We start from the raw sequence: 18618 nt of genomic DNA, 5'->3' as shown, positions 1-18618 counted from the left end.
GACGGCACCAGAACGGTGAAACCACCGCGCCCCAACAAAATAGAAGTCTTTCCCATCTTCTATTTATGGCCTTTTCGCCAAACGGAGACAGTTAGAGGCGGTTTGTACCCCTTATTTCAACCAACTCATCGCCTCTGCACCCTTTTCGCGGATATTAGTAGTTTCAAACCGCTCTTATTCTATGTTCATACCGGTTTTCGGACAAAATAAAGCGTACAAACCGCTCTTATTCGCATTCCCTCCTCCTCCCCCCTTTGAAGCTGGGCTGAAAGCCCGCACGGCCACCCGCCCACACCCCACAATAAACGACTTGCGGCACTTGCCGGCTCGACAAGGAAGGGGCCGGGCCCCTTTGTCTCCTTTAGCGCGGGGAAGAACATAGACATTCTGGCGATCCATAAACTAAAACAGGCCGCACATAGGCGACCTGTTCCTCGATGGTTCTACTTATTTGATTACCTCGACGATCATAACGTCGCTCGATGTGGCTCCTGCCGCATTCACGAGCTCGCCGCGGTATTCGTAGCGGCCGATCGGCTTGCCGTTCAACGCGACCGTCGCTTTTTGCGCATTGGGCGAAGAGGCGCTCAACGTCTGCGACTCGATCAAATGTCCATTTTCGTACAAACGGTATTCGGCGGCGTTCGTCCCCCACCACAGGTTCATCGCGATGGCATAAGTTCCGTCTCCATCCCAATTGTCATGAGACATGGCGGGCTTGCCGGGAGCGGCATCGGTAATGTGAACGACATGCGGTTGGCACATCGTCGCGCCGTAGGCATTGCGGAGCTCGCAAGTATAGGTATACGTCCCGTTCGGTTTACCGCGAATGTCGATGGCAGCGTTCTGCGCCTGGGGCGAAGCTTCGATCAGCGTCTTCTCTCCGATCAGGGAGCCGTTCTCATACAGTCTAAATGCGGTACCGTTGTTTCCCCACCACATATTCATCGAAACCGTGTAGTTGCCGTCCCGAAGACCGTTCGCTTGACCGGAGTTATCGGATAATACCGGCATGCCGGGCCGGCCGGAGCTCGTTGAGGAACTTACCGTCACGTCAACGTGCCCGGTTTCCAGCGGCACTCCGTCCACGACGATCTGCGCCCGGATTTGGGCGGTCCCCGCTTGATGGGCCGTCAGCTTGCCGTTTTCCACGGAGGCAACCGAAGGGTTGCTGCTGAACCATACCGGATTCCTTCTCTCCAGCTTTTGCACAATTCCCCCCTGCTCCAGCAGTCCGGTGATGGACACTTCCGACGATTCGCCCGGTGCGAGCGTCGTATTGGCTATATCCAGCCGGGCTCCAATCGGCGAGACCCGCAAGTCGGGGATCGTAATTTTGAGCAGATTCGTATCCTCGGTTATATAGAAATTCCCGAAATCGTCCTGAGCCAGCCAATTCGTTTTGCCCGACTTGCGGATGATCTGCTTTTGCTTGGTCGCCGCATCGATTCTCATAAACTGCCCCGCCTGGGTGACGTACACGTTGCCGTCATGTCCGGTGAGGAACCGTGCGTCGCGCCATACAGCGCTGCTATAGGAGCGGGTCACCAGATTTTGCCGATGAACGACCTGTCTGGTTGCCGGATCAAAGATGAACAAGTCGCCCTCCGCCGAGCCCCAGATCATGCCGTCCGGGCCGACCATCAGCTCGGTGATCCCTTTTTTGCCGGGAACGGGTACCGTTTCGAACACCTTCTGCTTATTCGCCACATCCCAGATGAACAGCTTCGCTTCCGATTCGGTCGGATCGATGCCGAGTCCGCCCCATACGTTCGATCCGCCGTACACGAGACCGTCCTTGTACGTGACGGCCGTGACGCTTTGCTGATTGACCACATTGGCGTACACTTCGCGTTCCTTCGTCTCCAGATCGAAGATGACGAGCGCTCCGCCCAAAAAACCGTACTTCGGCACGGTGCCGATCACGAGCTTCCCTTCGTCCGGCATCACCGTCCCCGTAAGTCCGCGGTCTTGATGGGCGACATCGGATGCGGTGAACAGGAAGGACGGATTCGGATGAATCGGGTCCTGCCGATTCCACGGCAGCGATTGGTCGTATTCGTATACCCTCATGCCGGTATATGTGACGAAGTAAATTTTATCTTTGTAAGCGAATACCCGGTCCGTCTGATTGCCGGGAACCGTCTGCGCGGCGCCGACGGATTGCTTCGAATACTCGATCCGGGTTCCGTCCACGGGATCGTAAATCGCGTTGCCTCCCACCACGTAACCGCTCGTATGGATGCGTCCGTCATTGCCCTTGAATACCGTATGGAGGGTGCTCGGTTCCCCGCTGACCGGAATAAGCACGCTGCGCCGGACACCGTTGGTCAAGTTGTATTTGAAGATGCTCCCCTCCGTAATGCCGACCAGCGTATCGCCGGGAAATTCCGCGCCGGAGAGCTTCGCAAACGTTAGACCATTGGCATCCGCAGGCGTCCGGATGTCCAGCATATTGTACTGTTTCGTAGTGAAATCGTAATAGCCGAGCTCTGACGAAACGGTAAAGTAAACTTTGCCGCCGTCCGGGGACAAAGGAGAGACGAGTCTGGACGTTACGGGCGCGCTCGTCGTTTCAAATTCGCCTGTCGTCAGATCCATGGCAAGAGTCGCCCCTGGAGACAATCTCATAAACAGCTTATTTTGGACGACGCTCATATCCCATACGAATTGAGCCGAGCTATACTGGGCGGGAAGTGAAATTTCCGTTTTTACGCCCGTATCCCGGTCATAACGAATCAAATGGGCATGTGAACCGATTCCGAAGTAATAGTCGTTCCTCGCCTCGTCGTAGGCAACCGAGTACAAGTAGTATTCGTCCGCCGTCGCCCGGCCCAGATTGATCATTTCGCCAGTGACGGTATTGTATTCAAACGCCTCGTTCCGGTTGTACGATCCCCCGATGAGGACGCCGTCCGGCCCGTTTTTCAAATCGTACACAGCCGAGCCCGGCATTTTTTTCACGAAATGCACCTGATTCTCACCCGGCACGTATTTGAACAAATTCGTCGGCGTGCCCGCCATGTATACGGTTCCATCCGGCTGAACGGTCAAACCTCTTACATACTCGCCCTTGTAGTAGGTGCCGGAGATCGTATCCTCGATCGGGATTTGCTTTAATACGGTTTCCGCTTCCACATCGATCACGAGCAGCTTGGCCGGCACTCCCGACAACGTGGCGTAAGCGATCGTTTTGCCCGTAGCGTCCTGATGGAATACGGCGCGTGAAATATCGACATTATGTACAAACGGTCCCAGATTCGTAAGTTCGTACGGAACCGTCCCTTCATCGACGAGATGGAGTTGAAGATCGTCCACGGTGGTGGAACCCCTCCCCGCATTTTGGGTATAAATGAGTACTCTCGCGTAGACGGCGCCGGTCGGGGCGTCCGCTTCGACAGAAAATTCGGTCCAAACACTCGACGGCGGCAGCGTCACGAATTTGTTGCTAAGGTTGCCGCTCACTACGTCGTCCCCTGTCTGCTTGTACGTACGAACGCCGACGTATACCGTGCCGGTCGTGCCGGTAGCCTGGAATCGAAGCCGCAAACTGTCGCCGGCCGATATTTCGATCGGGTCGCTGAATACGACTGCGGCAACCGAGGTCGAATCGTCCGTTACCTTCAAGGCGTTCGATCCTTCGTAACCGACGCCATCGGTCACTTCCATCGATATTCCGGCCGGATTGTTGCCGCGCAAATGCCATCCCGGTACGGGCTGGTTTTCGTCTCCGGGTACCTCGAAGCCCGGGTTGGTCAGCAGGTTAGGCGTTTGCGTATCGGCATGTGCGCGAATGGAGCCCATCATCAAAGTTGAAACCAACAGGCAGATTACGACTGCAAAACTTGCGATGTTCTTGTGCAACTTGCACCTCATCATTCATCCCTCCGATCGAATGGTAGGGGGAGGCGGGTTCCGCTCCCCGGTTTGCTGCCTTCATCTTCGTCCAGAGCCGTGCTTTCGATTTTATTGTTCGGAATTTCGTAAAACCGTTTCAGATTGTTGAACAGCGTCATCCATCGGTCCGGATTCGAGAGCTTATCTGCGTTCGGATCGAGAATCGGCAAGGAATACGGGTTGTCTCGAAGCAGATTCGTCGGATGCGAGCTGAATCCGCGATAAACGACGCCACCGTCGACACGCGTCATTTTTTTTGCCAACTCGTACACTTCATCCCAGGTCATGCCGTTTTTCGGATAAGCCACCCCGAACTTGTCGAATATGTCTTTGTTGTAATAGAGCGCTTGGGGAAAATACGGAGGCACCGGCAACCCGTACAACGCTCCATCCCGTCCGACGTCGACGATTTCGTCGATAAACACGTTGTTGAACCGCTTCAGGTCGTATTTGTGCTTCTTGACGAGCTCGTTCAAATCGTAGCCTAACCCCAAATCGAGATAACCGCTTACAAGCGTCGGCACATCGGTCCGGATGATGTCCGGGATGCTGCCCGAGGCGATCCTATCATTGATCGTCGCTCCTTTGCCCCCGGCGAGTACTCGACCGTCACGTGCGGGAATTTCTGCTTCAACAGTTCCCGGAACCGTTCGTCAAACTCCTCGGTTTTAACCCCGTTCGCGAGAATTTTCATCGTGTACGGTTCTTTCGGTTTTTCCGCCTCCGCCTTGCCGCCTTCTCCGCTAGCTGAACCTTGATGATTCGCACCGCACGCAGTCGTCGTCAGCATCACGATCAGCACGGCGGCGAGCCCCAGCCTCGCCGTTTTCATGTCGTCCGTCTCTCCTTACTTCCCCTATAATAGGTCAGCAATTTATTGACCCCAAATTGACCCTATAAATAGCATAAAACGTTTTGAAAGCGCAGTCAATCGTTTCAAAAACGTTCAGCCCCGTCTATAAATTGTCTTTTATTCGAGCGGAGACGATCCTCCTTTACACTTCGCACGATGAGAAGGAGCATCCTATTTGCGCATAAAAAAAAGCATTTGGGACTTTTTTCCCAAACGCCGCAATCCTGCGAATTTATTCGATTGCCTGGCTGCTGTTCATATCTTGCAGCACTTGTTCCATTCGCCTGCTCATCGTGACGCCGTCCTGCAGCCCGGTTAAAAACAGCTCGAACTCTTTCTGGATCGCCGACAGCTGCTTGGAGGTGAGCGACATATGCTCAAGCAGCCGGTATGTAGGCACCATGCTGTCAAAAATGCGAAAATGCGCCGGATGCCGAACGTCCGTCTCCCCTTCCCACTCGGCTGCTTCCCGGTGCGCCGGAATGCTTAGCGTTTTGCTGCGGATCACCACCTGCGCCTCGTACGAACCGAAAAATTCGACTAGCCGTTTTGCGGCTTCCTTGCTCTTCGATTTACGGCTTACGATCGCGCCGATGACGGATAGCAGATTGCCCTTTTCCCTAACGTAGGGAAGCGGAGCGACATCGTAAGCCATATCCGAATGCTTCAACTGGTTAAGCGAAAAGTAGGTCGTCATGATCATGGACACTTTGCCGTCCTTGAACCATTCGACCGCCGCGCTGTCAAGTCCGGACAGCATAGTGGGAAACACGTTCGGCTGCTCCACCAGCTCCCGGCATACGCCCAGACATTCCGTCAAAACCTCGTCCGGCAAACGGTAAAAGCCTTCCTCATCCGGGGTGAAGTCGATCCCGCTTTGCAGCAAAAAAACCGGCCAGCGGTTGCGCGACAGCAGATGGAAGCAAAAGCCGAATCTCTCATTCTCGATCGCCGATCTTCGGGCAAGCTCCATCAGCTCGTTCCACGTCCAGTCCCCTTCCGGCTCGGACAAGTCGCGATCTTTCAGATGGCTGCGGTTGTAACAGACGACGAGCGGCGAAAAAATTAACGGCTGCACGAGCAGCTTTCCCTGATCCGCAAACGGCCCGGTCGTAAACGGATAATAGCCGGACGTCTGCTCCAGCGGCTGAAGCGGTTCCAGCAAGTCCGCCTTCTGCCTGCTCGAAAATTGCCGAAACGTATGATGGTTAATAATCGCCGCATCCAGCGTGCCGTCCGCCATATGCTGCTTGATATATCCCGCATACTCGTTAGTCGGAATCATTACAGTCTGAACGCGGATGTTCGGATGCCGCTTCTGAAAGTGCTCCAGCAAGCCGGTCAATTCCATCTCCCGGTCGGTCGTGTTATAGACCCCGAGCCGGACGATTGGTTGTTCCTCGGACGGTTGTCCGACCACGATGTTGCCGACCCGCGGAATTTTCCGGATAATTCCTTCCCGGACAAGCTGCTCCAGCCCTTTGCGAACCGAAGTGTTGCCGAGCCGAAACCGCTTCTCCAGATCGCTCTCGGAAGGCAAATAAGTCCCGACGGCCTGCATGTTCGTTATGATTTCGTTTCGAATCGTATGAACCATTTCATCGATCCGCGCCTGCGAATGTTTTCGAATCACTTTTTTTTGCATTGCACAACCTCGCCCACCCGTTAGCCGCTGACTCCCTTGTCGCTTTTGGTCAAGAGGGTCTGGCCGTTCTTTTCCAACCTATAGTCTAGCACCAACTATCCTTTTCTCGCAACATGGCTCATTTGCATCGGACTGCCGCATCATGGGGATTCTTACGGGCGAAAGAGTCTATCTGCAGTTACAAAGGTTCAATCCGATAATCGGCAGGCGGGATGTGTATCCGTATAATCGAATCCCGAACAAGACTTCCCCGGAATAAGACATCTTCGTCATCCCTCCTTTTGTCCCGCACGACTATCACGTCATCGGCCACACCCCGCTGGACGTGTACAGTATTTTTATTTCTTCCGGGAAACCGGTACCTTCGCTCCAGCCGGTCGTTCGGGAGGTTGTGCCGGAACAACTTGACTCCGAAGGAATCGTGTGGCAAGAACTCACGATCGTAACCGTCAACGTTCATGGTTTAACTTAGTGAAATACAGGTTTAGATCGTCATCCGCACAAACCATGCTGCCAGGTGTAACTCAAATATTAAGCCCCAGGCATAGCCTGGGGCTTAATATTTGAGTTAATTAGTCGTATAGATGTCTTCCGGCGGCTTCAGTCAACTTGGATGACATACTGAAAAAACCAAGGAGCTAAGCGGTCTTTCTTACTTAGCTCCTTGGTTTTTGGCATCCACAGCGGCCTTCGTGAACAGATTGCGGTTTAGTGAAAGCCGCTCGACCTCTTCACTTTTCCCATAGCAGTTGTAGCCGTTCTTATACCCGGCTTGTCTGTTACAAGAATTTGTCCAATTGAAAACAAAAACCCGCAAGTTATGCAAGTTTGAATCGGGCTAAGTTCTTTTCGTCTGACAGTCATCGGACGAAAAGAACTTGACCCATGATGCAAGGTCGCAGAAGCGCCCCGACTCCTGTTCACCATTTTGCCAGTACGGCCCCCAAATCTGTTATCATCAAATCTGTCCGGTATGGCGACTTTTTCTTCTTCAGCTTCTCTTCTAAAACTGAAATGATCTCCATCAGATCCTGCTTAAACATCTCTTTCTGCGTCTCAAGCGGAAGTTCTCCCTCCTGCCGGGTAAAATGCCGAGTGATTTCCAGCTTGAGCTGTCCGCGGCGTTTTGCCAGCTTGCCGACCTGCAGACGGGGACGGATATAGTAACCGGCAGCGAAGTCCGGCGGAACGTCTTGCTCCGTATGAAAATACTCATAGCGTACACTCGGCGAAGGATCGTCATGATGACTAAACCAGCAATATATGCCGAGATAGCCAAAATCGTCTCCGTATAACTCCTGCCGCATATCGCGGTCAAGCTGCTCTCTAAGTTCCTCCAAGCTGTCTACGAATGGTTGCGCAGAGCGCTGGTAATTGCCCGAACCGACCAGGCGAATCGGATTTTTGGGCAATGGATTGCGCTGGGTAGCCAAAGCGGAAATCCCGTAGTTAGCCAAGTCGTGACCTCCGTCAATGACAAAGCTGTTTCCGCGCTTGCTCCATCCCTTGGATGTCCCTTCAATCGTGGTAAAGGTTCGGGTACGCAGACCGGAATAATAAGAACCGTTGATCCATTTTTCGGCAATTGCCTCCACTGGCTCACGCCCCGCCCATCCGACAACACGCAGCGCTTCGCAAACGCGAACCAGCTTGTTCCATTGTTCGATGTTCGCATAATGGAAGTAGCGGTCGTACTCCGCAAACAGCGCTTGACGCTGCGAATCCAGCAACGGCTCTTCCTGAATACGTGCTGTCAATTGCTCTAGTGTTTCGAATTGGTACAGATCGTTCAGCATCAGGATTCTCCTATATCATCATCGAGTGGTTTTTCGGAATACGAATATTAATCCTCTGGCATTTGCCAACCCGTTTCCTCATCCCAAATGGCATCCGTATCATCTAGATGCACATGCCAATCCCCATTAGAAATACTTTTTCTAATATCCGTCAAACAGGCCAACCAATAGAACAGCGCCTGCAATGTATCTTCAAAATCGTCTGATAAGGGCAGCTTTGTTGAACCAGCAAAGATCACGGTTGGTTCATCCTGATCATAGTCATAAACACAAAATGTTTCTCCAATATCTTTCATTTCAAAACCAGTATTGTATTTATCCACGATGGCCGTTATCTCTTGCTCCTCACTGTTAGTAAGGTTATGGTCTCTCATACAAGTATAATAAACAGAAACTCCCATTTGCTATATTTCTCCTTTTCCTTTTCTTCGATCCCGTCCTATTCTACTTACATTTTAGTGCTAATTAAAGTATCGTATTACCTATATTTCATTCTAATCATCCCCTTCTTTACTCTTAACTTTCAGAATATAAAATGATCAACAAGAACTACAAGAACTTACGTTCTCATTATTATGCCAGATTAATCCATTGTAAGTAAATATTCATTGTAATACATTGAGCGCCATCTGGCCTTTCGCGACTTTCTTCGCCATCATCCAGAAATTGCGTATGCATACGGTGAATTAAAACGTGAACTGGCCCAAAAATATCCTAATGTCATCGAGAGTTATGGTGACGGAAAAGATGATTTTGTCAAAAAAGTCGAAAAACAAGCATTGATGTGGCATTGGATGAGCCGCTAATTTATAAGAAAACTTTCTAAGCCGTTTCAGATGAATCGAGACAAATAGAGGCGGTTTGTACCCCTTATTTCCGCCACCTGAAGGGGTCTGCGCCATTTTCTTAGATATTAACAGCTGCAAACCACTCTTATCCGACTGCTTCCCCAGCCTAATACAGGATATGACAAGAACTCACGATCGTATCCGTCAACGTTCATCGTTTAACTTTAGTGAAATACAGGTTTAGATCGTCATCCGCACAAACCATGCTGCCAGGTGTAACTGATTGTTGCTGATACATGAGTCCTCTGCCGTCAGGCAGATAACCTCTTTTTGAGTATAAACGCTGTGCACTGCCATAACTTTGATAAAGTCCAACACCAATTCCCACAATACTGTACTTCTCGAATGCAATTGCCTCGACAGCTTCCATTAATGCATTTCCAATTCCAAGCTTTCGAAATGGAGGGATAACATTAAAATCGTTAATCTCCGGTATGCCATTTTCAACAAAATGAGGATAGTGAGATGTAGTAAGAAGATGCAGGCTTCCAACAAACTGCCTCTGGTAAAAGCCTAGCAACGTTATTTGTTCACCTGTTTCGTTTTGTTCCCAACACCTCAAGATGTAATCCCTAGGTTTTCCAATATGATGTTCGGTGAATACCCGATACACAAGTTCCACGTCTGCTTCCGTCATTTGGCGAATTTCAATCGAATTACTCATACTTTCCGCTCCTTCCAATGCACTACTTGCATTTAAACTTATTTTAGCAGTTGGTCTCATGTTAGGTAGGTCATTTATAACTTAAACGAAATTATCCTGTCCGATAGTCCAACGGCATCCTGACAAAGTAAAAGAAGCGAGAACTTCACACATTAAACATTTCCTGATATCGAAAGAGATGCTATCATTAGGTAAATTATACTAAAAGAAGCCGATTCAAGGCATCCCTGAGAACGGCTTCGGAAGTTAAGGAGACATGTTGATGTGGAAAAAAGCTTTAGTTTTCTCGATAGTTGTCCTGATCCTGTTCTCTTTTGCCCCTTCAACCAGCTTAGCGCAAGTCGAAAATCCGGTCTGGTTCGAAGATCAAGCACTGGAACTGTTGGTCAGAGAAACGTTGAATGTCCCCTCCGATAGATCCATTACGCGAGGAGATATGGCGAGTCTCACAACATTGGGAAGTATGGGGAAAGGCAGCTGGTATGGAATTCAGAGTCTGATCGGCTTGGAGCATGCAGTTAATCTGAGATCCTTGACTCTAACCCATAACAAAGTAAAGGATTTGCAACCATTGCAAGGGTTGCTCTCGTTACAACGTCTCGACCTGAATAACAATACCATTGCAGATATCGGTCCATTGCGAGAGTTAGTCAACCTGAAATCGCTTACCTTGTATTTCAATGAAATCAAGGATATAAGCGCAGTGGCATCTCTAAAAAAATTGACTCAAATCGAATTAAGTTCCAATCGAATTACAGATATTACGCCCATTGACAGTTTGACCGAATTGGAGTGGTTCAGCGCTCCATTCAATCAGATCGAGTCGATTCCCCATCTCGGCAATTTGAATCGGCTGATCTACCTTGGCTTGCTTCGAAACTCGATCAGCGACATAAGCGGGCTTTCATCTTTACCGAGTCTACGCTATTTAACGCTTGGTTCGAATCGGATCACAAATATTCAGCCCATCCAAACCCTTCGCTCGTTGGAGAGTCTCGATCTGAGTGACAATGCTGTCCATGATCCGAGTCCGATCTACTCGCTTAAATCTATCCAGAGCCTTAACGTCTCGAGCTTAGGAATTAAGGACATTTCATTTCTGAGTGGATACGATTAGCTCACTGAGTTCGAAGCGGCAAACAATGAGATTCGTGACATTTCCCCGCTTGGCCGGCATGATGGCCTCACTAAAGTCGATTTGAGTCAAAATTGGATCGACGACGTCTCGATCTTATCCAAGCTCTCCCGGTTAGAAACGTTAAAATTGGCCGGCAATCGCATTGACAACGTGAATAGTCTTAAAGACTTGTCCGTACTGCGATCGTTAAATTTGACCGACAATCGGATTTCGAATGTAAAGCCCATATCCGGCCTGAAAAGTCTCTATTGGTTAGATATCGGCGGAAATCCTGTATCGGACTATACAACACTTCGCGGTTTGCGTCAGTTGACTTCGTTGTCTGTGCCGAATGCGGGTTTGAAAGATATCGGTTTTGTATCTGGACTTACCCGACTGAACTCACTTTGGCTCAGCGGCAATCAAATTGAGGATTTAAGCCCGATCCAGGAACTGAAGGGCCTCATGGATTTACACATAACGGATAACCGGATTCAAGATCTGACGCCTGTCGCATCTCTCCGGAATTTGCAAAAAGTCTGGGTCGACTATAATCAGATTGCCGATCTTCAGCCGATCCAGTCCTTATCCAAGCTCGCCGTGCTATCCGCCAACAATAACCGGATTACCGATGTTTCGCCGCTGGCCTCCATGCCCGCTCTATGGGAAATCTATCTGACGAGTAATCCGTTATCTGGCGAATCAATCGAAGTATTGGAGCAAAAGAAGGCAAACGGCTCGACCGTTTCTTATGGCGAGCGAATCCAAGTGTCGATTAACGGGAATTTGCAAAACTACTCGCTGGAAGAATCACCTCAAATCATTCAGGATATCGCTTTCGTACCATTAAGGAAAATTTTCGCTGCTTTAGGCGCCGTAGTTCGATGGGACGAGGAAACGCGATCGATTGTAGCCACCAACGGCCAGACCGAAATCAAACTTTCGATCGACTCCAAGATCGCGTCAGTTAATGGTGCCAAAGTAGAGCTCGAGGAAGCACCCCGAATCGTAAACCATATAACGATCGTTCCTCTACGGTTTGTGACGGAAGCTTTCGAAGGACCGTGCGCTGGAACGAAGAGAAGCAGCGGATTGAAATCGGCAAGTAAAAGCTAGCTTTTGTGTAAGTTGATCCTCTAAAAATACGTACAGCGGAAGTCCAAAACAAGTCTTGGATTTCCGCTGCCTCTAGATACCACAATTCAGAGCTTTTTGTTGGAAAAAGGGATAGATTAGAACTCTATCGGTGCAAACCTGTTATTTTGCCTTCTCCGAAGCAATTGCTTTGTTGATCACTTCTTCGGCGCTCCTCAGTACCGAATTCAGATCCTTATCTTCCACAACAGCTTTCTGAAGTTCCTTCATGAACAGGTTCTGGCCGGTGACATTCGTTAATCCCGGCTCTCGGCCAGGCATGCCCGGCCCGACCTTGTTGAAGAAGAAAGCCTCGGTATGTTTGCCCTTATACAAGGGATCGTTTTTCAAATATAAACTTTTGATTTCTTCGCTTTTTAAAATCGGGTATACTCCCAGCTCCGCCGCAAGCTTGCCCTGCAGCTCCTCGGAAGACAGCCATGCGGCGACCTGGAACGCGGCATCTTTATTTTTGCTGCTGCTCGTCAGGTACACGTTGCGGAAATCGGATAATCGGCCAATGCCAGGCAGCTCCTTGTACACCGGCATACTGACGATATCCCACTGGAAGTTCCAGTCCATAAAATTTCTGGACACGAATGTTGTCATCGCGGAACGCCCTTCAATAAACTCTTTCCAATCCAGGTCTTTGTTGATTGTTTTGGAATCAAACTTTAATCCCGAAATGGTATAGAATCGTTTCCAGTTTTCAGCGATTTTTTTCCACCTTTCCGTATTGACAGCAGCCTTGTCCTCCGTGAAGCTCAAAATCGGTTCGCCAAACGGGTTTTGAGTAAAGAAGGTTTCCATCCATCGATCCGAAAATCCCCGATATTGGACGTCTCCTTCGACCCGGGTCATAACTTTAGCGACCTCGTATACATCATCCCACGTCATGCCGTCCGTTGGATAAGGAACGCCAAACTTGTCGAAAAGATCTTTATTGTAATGCATCACCCCGCCATTTGTCCCGCTAAGAGGTATACCCGCGATGATGCCGCCCGTTTCCCTCTTCATTTGTTCAAATGCAAGCGGATCGACCCGCGAAGAATCGAACTTGTACGTTTTCATCAACTCACTGATATCGTACAGCAATCCGTTCTTTTGAAGATCCGGTGTCGCTACGCCTCGCCCGACGAATAAATCCGGCATCGCGCCTGAGGCAAGCATCGTATCGATCGTTCCCCCTCCCGTACCCGTGCTGGGAACCGCTTTCAACGTATAGTGGGGAAACTTGCTCTTGGCTTGCTCGGCTATATAATCAAATTCACTCTGCGACATCGACCACATATAAAAGCTGATTTCTGCTGGCGAATTCACTCCCTGAACGGTGCCGGCTTCTCCCGAAGGGTTGGCCGCTTCCGTCCCGCCTTTGGCACATGCCGAAAGTGCCAGTGAGCCGGCCGCCAGTGCGAAAGCGATCCACATTTTTTTGTTCATCGTACTCCCTTTTCCGGCTACGTTACTATCCTTCATTCAAGATCACCTTCCGCTTTTCGCTTTTCTATTGGAGGAATCTGAAACGGTTTGAAACATTCAGCTAGGAGTCGACATGAGCCAGAACGCCCAGTCGTTAAGCGGCCGTAAAGTCGCCAGATGCTGAGATACTGCAATCAACCTGGGAGATCCATACACTTTTTCGGCTCTACGGGTCAGCAGGACGGCGAGGCCATTGATTTCGTTGTCAATATTTTGCCAAGCCCACGGCTGTTCCTCCGCCAAATACGGGGCCAAAAAGTCGAATCCGAGCTGAATGCCTTTTCCGTCCTCCGTCCGGTAATGCCATAAATCGATACCCAGCACTTCGCCGCACCGCGCCAAAGCTACGAAAGCGCTTAATCCGTACAACGAGTAAAACAGAGCCCGATTGCGTTTCAACTCGCGGTGAAGCCCGCCTTCCGCTGTAAATTGCACGCCGATTTGCCATTTAGCGCGTTCCATCATTTGAACGGCCCGATCCATATTACCGCTGTAGATCGAGAAGGCCGCTACTTGAGCCGCGTACCAAGATCCATGATTGTCGGTTGCGCGGTACTCTTCTTTTCCTGCCGCGCTCTCCAGCAGCCAATCCGTATAGGAAGCAAACCATTGCTTTAAAGCTTCATGATCGGCGGCAGTCCAGCTATCCGACTGGGTTAACAGGTTGACGGAATCCAGCAGCCCGATCAATTGAACACCTTCGATAATACCGATGGCCATTCCATCATTAACGCCGGGCAGCGAGGACGCATACTTGAAGTTCGGGTTCATCCGTGTTTCGGGATTCAGAAACCAGACGCGCAGAAGCTCGGCTGCTTTAGCCGCATATCCTTCAGATTTTGAATAGAAATATGCCAGCGCCAACGTGTTGACCCTTATACGCATATTGAAATAAGGTCCCAAGTCATACTGATCGCCGGATGCCGCCGGATTGGTATATCCGTCGCGCCGGATGAAGGGCATCCCGTCAGGCGTATCCGGATTCGGCCACGCATATTTGCCTATAGCAAAAAAATCATGGTTGTCCCCGGACGGCGGAGTACTTTCATTATCGACTACGGAGCCGGGGGGCAATTTGAGATAGGCGGTTGCCTCACCCAGCAGCGCATAATAGGCTGGCATCAAGGTTGAATCATTCGCTTTTAACTTTTCGCGAATGCTGGTAACTTCCTTGTAATCAAGATGGATAAGAGTTGGTGCTGTCGATTGTTTCATCGCTGGTATGCTCTCCTCTTGCAGTGGTTTCGTTTCACCGTCACAGCCTGCTGCCATAAAAATAAACAGGAACGTCAGGGCATAAAATCCGTATCTGTTCATCCGTTCTACGTTCTCACTTAGCCGCAGGCCTGAAGGCGATGACCGGCAAAGACGACGACATCGGCATCTCGCTCCTGTTTGCATACGTATCGAAGTTGTCTTCGTAGACGAGTTGTTCGATCCCCCCGCCGGTTTCAGCCGAAGTGGGCCTGTGTACGATCGTTAAACAAAACAGCATCGTAACGATCAACAGTTTCAGAACGTTTGTTTTTCCTTTCCTTGCGGAAATGGGCATACCGCTCCTCCTCGTCATAGTACGACTTCAGTCTGGAACCATTCACTCCAGCGCCCCCTCAAGGTCATGATCTCTCCATGAAGCTTCTGGGAACAGCCAGCCGACACCTCACAACCTGCACCTGTATATAAATCCTTGTATTCTTGCAAAAGTGCCTTCACCCATATTCCGCAATCGTAATGTTGTCTCCACTCCAGCGCCCCTTTGTCCCTTTTCGTTCCGAACATCAAACGGTCAGTTATGAATCAATCGGAATCCGATTCCGGCACAGTCGACAAGCACCCTGCATCCGCTTTACCGTGGGTTGACCTTTGTCAAGCAAGCCTGGCATTTGATCGGCCGACAAGACGTCGTCCGGCAGCGCGATCACTCGTTCCTACGTGCCCGACCCTGCATCCGTACTCAAGTCCCGATCTGCGCCTTCTCAGAAAATGACAGCACTGCGTACGCCATTTGCCAAATCGCGTATGTGATCGCACTTCGGCCCCCGCGCCTGCCCAACATAGATGTCAGTTGTTTTTTACGATTAAAACTGCGTGTTCCCCCCTTCTAAGAACATTGTAAAGAAAAGCAATCCAAGAACGAATGCAAGTTATTATTATATTCTATATACATTCTTGCAAACGACTGCTCATTAGCGCAATAGGTATCCAGGCTTTGGCCTTTAGTTGTAAATTTATATTTTCAAATAAAAAAACCGCGATATACGCGGATTTCAAGCTTATCTGTCCTCGGCTGTGACAGCATCATATTTTATTTTTATCTCAAGGAAGCACGATAGGCCAGGTAGGCAGGCACGTTAAAAAGAGAAAAAGCGATCATCCACAAAGCATGCAATCTGTGATGCTTATAGGCTTGAATTATGGCCCATATAGCGAAAAGCACCCAGTACACTACAAAACACATAACGATTGCATTTATCCAAGCGAGATAAAAATGCTCATAATTGATGTCCACGGACCATTTTCCGCTTGAATAAACCTTACCCGCCATTCCGTTTAGATACATCATGGATTTGAACGGCTCCGGATTTTGGTACTTGAACGCTTCCGTGGAAGAAGAATCTGAATCCCCTTGAAAAATAGTAAGGTATACGATCTGCGAAGCTTTTACTGCTTTTTCGATAATGAGTGTTTTGCCCGCCTCGCTGAGTTCCTGATCGGCTTCCAGTGCATAAAGCACAGACTCCGCAACGTGTATCCGCTGAGAAAGCAACCGGTATTCGTTAAATGCGAACATACATCCGATCAAGATGCCCAAAACTGCAAAGCCAATTGCTGTACGTAACAAATTTACTGAAAACATGCGCGGCATCCGAAAATATTCAGCGACTTTTCCTTGCAACATACCTTCGTCTCCAAAACGTTCCAATGCAATCGTAACGGCCTCTTCTTCGGATTTTCCTTCTGCCTTCAATTCCTCAACCGCTTCCAGCAAATGGACTTTCATTTCCATCTTTAGTTCATCCACTTCTTTAACATCTTTTACATGCGCATATACAGAATGGATAAAGGCCTCTATTCGATTCATGGATGATCTCCCCTTTCTAAAAATGAATCCATAATCTGTTTTACAAATTGCCATTCGGCACGTTTCCGATTTAGCTCGTCTTCCCCTAAAGACGTAAGTTTGTAGTATTTTCGTCTTCCTCCCGGACCTTGCTCATCCCCCCAGTAGGAATTCACCCATTTATTTTGCTCCAGCCGCTTCAAGGACAAATAAAGCGTGCCTTCCTTCAGCTCAAACTGATTCTCGCTCTTCTCCCGAACCGTTTTGGCCAAATCGTAACCATACATATCTCTGCTATGTAACAAAGAAAGAATAAGTGTATCGATATGACCTTTTAAAACTTCTTTATTGATTTCCAACATGTACACCCCCTATATAGTTTATACTACACATTACCTTATAATGCAAGGTATTATAATGAATCAAACACCCGATATTCACTACCAGGTGTTGACGATCCCTATTGGAGACATGAGCCTGATAGGGCGCATGCGGTATGTGGAATGCGGAGCGATGCGCCGAAGTACCTGCATGTCATGAAAATTGCGGCGAAGTAACGCTTCGTTAGACAATCAGCTTATTTGATCGGCGCATAAATATCGAAATCAAAAGAATCAATCACATCCGCAGGGATGTGAAACGGGTTTACCGGAGCGAGACGATTCATCTCATAACCGTATGAACCTTCCGTCATATCTCTTTCAACAACTCCACTTTTAAACCATTTCCACAGAGAATCGTATGTTTGATCCATTTGGCTGCGGTCGCCGCGTACGGTTGTTTTTGCATATAGTTTAGCTGGGATCGTTATCGTTTCGAATCCTTCGGGAATGCGATTCAGAGAACCGGCCTCCACTCCTACCCATAAGGTTTCGACCTTTGTCGCCCATTGCCACTCCGGTATGAATACTAAACCTTCGTCTGTATGCAGCCTGTCTGCGTGACCTTTCATAGCGGCTTCAACTGCTTTCCATGCTTGACGTACATCGCGTTGGTTGGCAAGCGTACGCAATACAATTGCCTTCATCTCGGGACGTTCGACCACGACAATTTCCTGGACATTCGATTTCATTTCTGCTCCTCCTTGAATTACTTTTAATGCTTTCGGTGTTGCAGCCGGCCGATAATCAAGCCATAACCACGATGACTGAACCTGCGTAACGCCCCTACTCCGTAACGATCGATTTCCATACCCCGTTCTCATTAACCCGGAATTTATTCATCGTCGTGTTGTAATAAATTTGGCCGGCTGCTCCATTCCCCGGATCTTCCGCTAGCGTTCCCACTTGGACGGCTCCTAAAAATTTGGCTTCACCGCTCGATTGTATGGAAAACAGCGAGTCCGATTCTGTTCCATCCGTTGATTCGCCGGCAGGCGTTGTTTTCACTTCAAACGAAGAGTTACCCGGATGCTCACGATTACCGATATAAACGTCGGCCGAGCCGGCACGTTCCTTATGGGCATCTCCATAAAGTTTCAACGTGCCCCCCGTGAACTTCCCGTCTACAGGCTCGGAGCCGGCAAATTCAAGGTTCCCCGAATGCCCCGGTCCACTTACCGGTCGCTGAAAGATCCCGCGGTGTCTGCCGAAATCGAACCCTTCGTTCGGAATATCGGAACCTACCTTGATCCAACCGAAATCAACTGAACGTTCGTCCAGCACAAAGATATCGGCAGCTCCATCACGTTTACCGACAAGCATCGTCAACCGGTATGTATCGTCTGCGCTCCACCCCTCGAAGACATGCCCGCCATTTTCAAAAACGGATGTCGTGACGTCCGAATCATTCGAATTCCATCTGCCCTTCCGGCTGCGAACCGTGATCATTCCGTCACTGTCTATACCTCCGCGTATATGATGCGGAAGCGGTGTCCGGCTTGGCACAAATCCCCTTTTGTAGGGTGTTTTACTCCATTTTTCCCATTGTTCGTTGATTTCCGAGTGCATCTCCAAGTAACCGTCCTCATGCTTTTTGATGTCCGCACACATCTTCATTTCTCCTCCCTTAAATTGAAAATATTAGCAATGATCTACTCTTAATTATAGTACAAAAGCTAGTCGTTCCATATAGCGACCACACTCCAAAGGAAATAAAAAGGGAGCGCCTCTGCTAACGAGGCAC

Annotated in this window: 17 protein-coding genes; 3 read left to right on the top strand and 14 right to left on the bottom strand. The window is 49.4% G+C overall.

What is annotated here, in order from left to right:
• Positions 1–447 precede the first annotated feature (447 nt).
• The 6 genes from AC3Y2E_RS15425 to AC3Y2E_RS15400 form a co-directional block, all read right to left on the bottom strand.
• Entirely contained in the window at positions 448–3879 is a 3432-nt protein-coding gene (locus tag AC3Y2E_RS15425; protein WP_379211737.1) for a hypothetical protein, read from the bottom strand.
• Positions 3876–4433 carry an extracellular solute-binding protein gene (locus AC3Y2E_RS15420; RefSeq protein WP_379211950.1) on the bottom strand — a complete coding sequence of 186 codons (558 nt, stop codon included), beginning with the start codon at positions 4431–4433 and terminating at the stop codon, positions 3876–3878. The genes AC3Y2E_RS15425 and AC3Y2E_RS15420 overlap by 4 nt, the downstream gene beginning before the upstream one ends.
• Positions 4406–4729, bottom strand: a complete 324-nt coding sequence (locus AC3Y2E_RS15415; protein WP_379211735.1) for a hypothetical protein — start codon at positions 4727–4729, stop codon at positions 4406–4408. The genes AC3Y2E_RS15420 and AC3Y2E_RS15415 overlap by 28 nt, the downstream gene beginning before the upstream one ends.
• Before the next feature lie 253 nt (positions 4730–4982).
• Positions 4983–6395, bottom strand: coding sequence for an extracellular solute-binding protein (locus AC3Y2E_RS15410; RefSeq protein WP_379211733.1), 1413 nt, complete (start codon positions 6393–6395; stop codon positions 4983–4985).
• A 920-nt stretch (positions 6396–7315) separates the two neighbouring features.
• A complete protein-coding gene (locus AC3Y2E_RS15405; protein WP_379211731.1) occupies positions 7316–8191 on the bottom strand; it encodes a hypothetical protein in 876 nt (291 codons plus the stop codon).
• 47 nt (positions 8192–8238) lie between these two features.
• On the bottom strand, positions 8239–8592 hold the full coding sequence (locus tag AC3Y2E_RS15400; protein ID WP_332074033.1) for a hypothetical protein: 354 nt from the start codon (positions 8590–8592) through the stop codon (positions 8239–8241).
• Positions 8593–8808: 216 nt separating this feature from the next.
• Here AC3Y2E_RS15400 and AC3Y2E_RS15395 point away from each other — a divergent pair, with 216 nt between their 5' ends.
• Positions 8809–8997 (top strand): GrpB family protein, encoded by a 189-nt coding sequence (locus tag AC3Y2E_RS15395; RefSeq protein WP_379211948.1) that lies wholly within the window; start codon positions 8809–8811, stop codon positions 8995–8997.
• A gap of 193 nt (positions 8998–9190) precedes the next feature.
• On the opposite strand, the gene AC3Y2E_RS15390 is transcribed toward AC3Y2E_RS15395, so the two are convergent.
• Positions 9191–9703 (bottom strand): GNAT family N-acetyltransferase, encoded by a 513-nt coding sequence (locus AC3Y2E_RS15390; protein WP_379211728.1) that lies wholly within the window; start codon positions 9701–9703, stop codon positions 9191–9193.
• 262 nt (positions 9704–9965) lie between these two features.
• On the opposite strand from AC3Y2E_RS15390, the gene AC3Y2E_RS15385 reads away from it, so the two are divergent.
• Positions 9966–10820 (top strand): leucine-rich repeat domain-containing protein, encoded by an 855-nt coding sequence (locus AC3Y2E_RS15385; protein WP_379211726.1) that lies wholly within the window; start codon positions 9966–9968, stop codon positions 10818–10820.
• Between the two features lie 30 nt (positions 10821–10850).
• Positions 10851–11936, top strand: a complete 1086-nt coding sequence (locus tag AC3Y2E_RS15380) for a leucine-rich repeat domain-containing protein (protein ID WP_379211945.1) — start codon at positions 10851–10853, stop codon at positions 11934–11936.
• Between the two features lie 141 nt (positions 11937–12077).
• On the opposite strand, the gene AC3Y2E_RS15375 is transcribed toward AC3Y2E_RS15380, so the two are convergent.
• The 7 genes from AC3Y2E_RS15375 to AC3Y2E_RS15345 all read right to left on the bottom strand — a co-directional run bounded on the left by AC3Y2E_RS15375 (position 12078) and on the right by AC3Y2E_RS15345 (position 18491).
• Positions 12078–13430 carry an ABC transporter substrate-binding protein gene (locus AC3Y2E_RS15375; RefSeq protein WP_379211724.1) on the bottom strand — a complete coding sequence of 451 codons (1353 nt, stop codon included), beginning with the start codon at positions 13428–13430 and terminating at the stop codon, positions 12078–12080.
• Positions 13431–13490: 60 nt separating this feature from the next.
• Complete coding sequence (locus tag AC3Y2E_RS15370) at positions 13491–14648, bottom strand: alginate lyase family protein (protein WP_379211722.1); 1158 nt, start codon at positions 14646–14648, stop codon at positions 13491–13493.
• A 115-nt stretch (positions 14649–14763) separates the two neighbouring features.
• A complete protein-coding gene (locus AC3Y2E_RS15365; RefSeq protein WP_379211720.1) occupies positions 14764–14985 on the bottom strand; it encodes a hypothetical protein in 222 nt (73 codons plus the stop codon).
• A 759-nt stretch (positions 14986–15744) separates the two neighbouring features.
• The gene (locus tag AC3Y2E_RS15360) at positions 15745–16515 is read right to left on the bottom strand and encodes a permease prefix domain 1-containing protein (RefSeq protein ID WP_379211718.1); all 771 of its coding nucleotides are present in this window, start codon (positions 16513–16515) and stop codon (positions 15745–15747) included.
• Positions 16512–16853 (bottom strand): PadR family transcriptional regulator, encoded by a 342-nt coding sequence (locus tag AC3Y2E_RS15355; RefSeq protein ID WP_332074047.1) that lies wholly within the window; start codon positions 16851–16853, stop codon positions 16512–16514. Before AC3Y2E_RS15355 ends, AC3Y2E_RS15360 begins: the two co-directional genes overlap by 4 nt.
• Positions 16854–17071: 218 nt before the next feature.
• Positions 17072–17566 (bottom strand): GyrI-like domain-containing protein, encoded by a 495-nt coding sequence (locus AC3Y2E_RS15350; RefSeq protein WP_379211716.1) that lies wholly within the window; start codon positions 17564–17566, stop codon positions 17072–17074.
• 94 nt (positions 17567–17660) lie between these two features.
• Complete coding sequence (locus AC3Y2E_RS15345) at positions 17661–18491, bottom strand: hypothetical protein (RefSeq protein WP_379211714.1); 831 nt, start codon at positions 18489–18491, stop codon at positions 17661–17663.
• Between the last annotated feature and the right edge of the window lie 127 nt (positions 18492–18618).

It is taken from the genome of Paenibacillus sp. MAH-35, assembly GCF_058135425.1.
The sequence above is the reverse complement of the archived record's forward strand: the minus strand, read 5'-3'. Positions and strand labels throughout refer to the sequence as shown.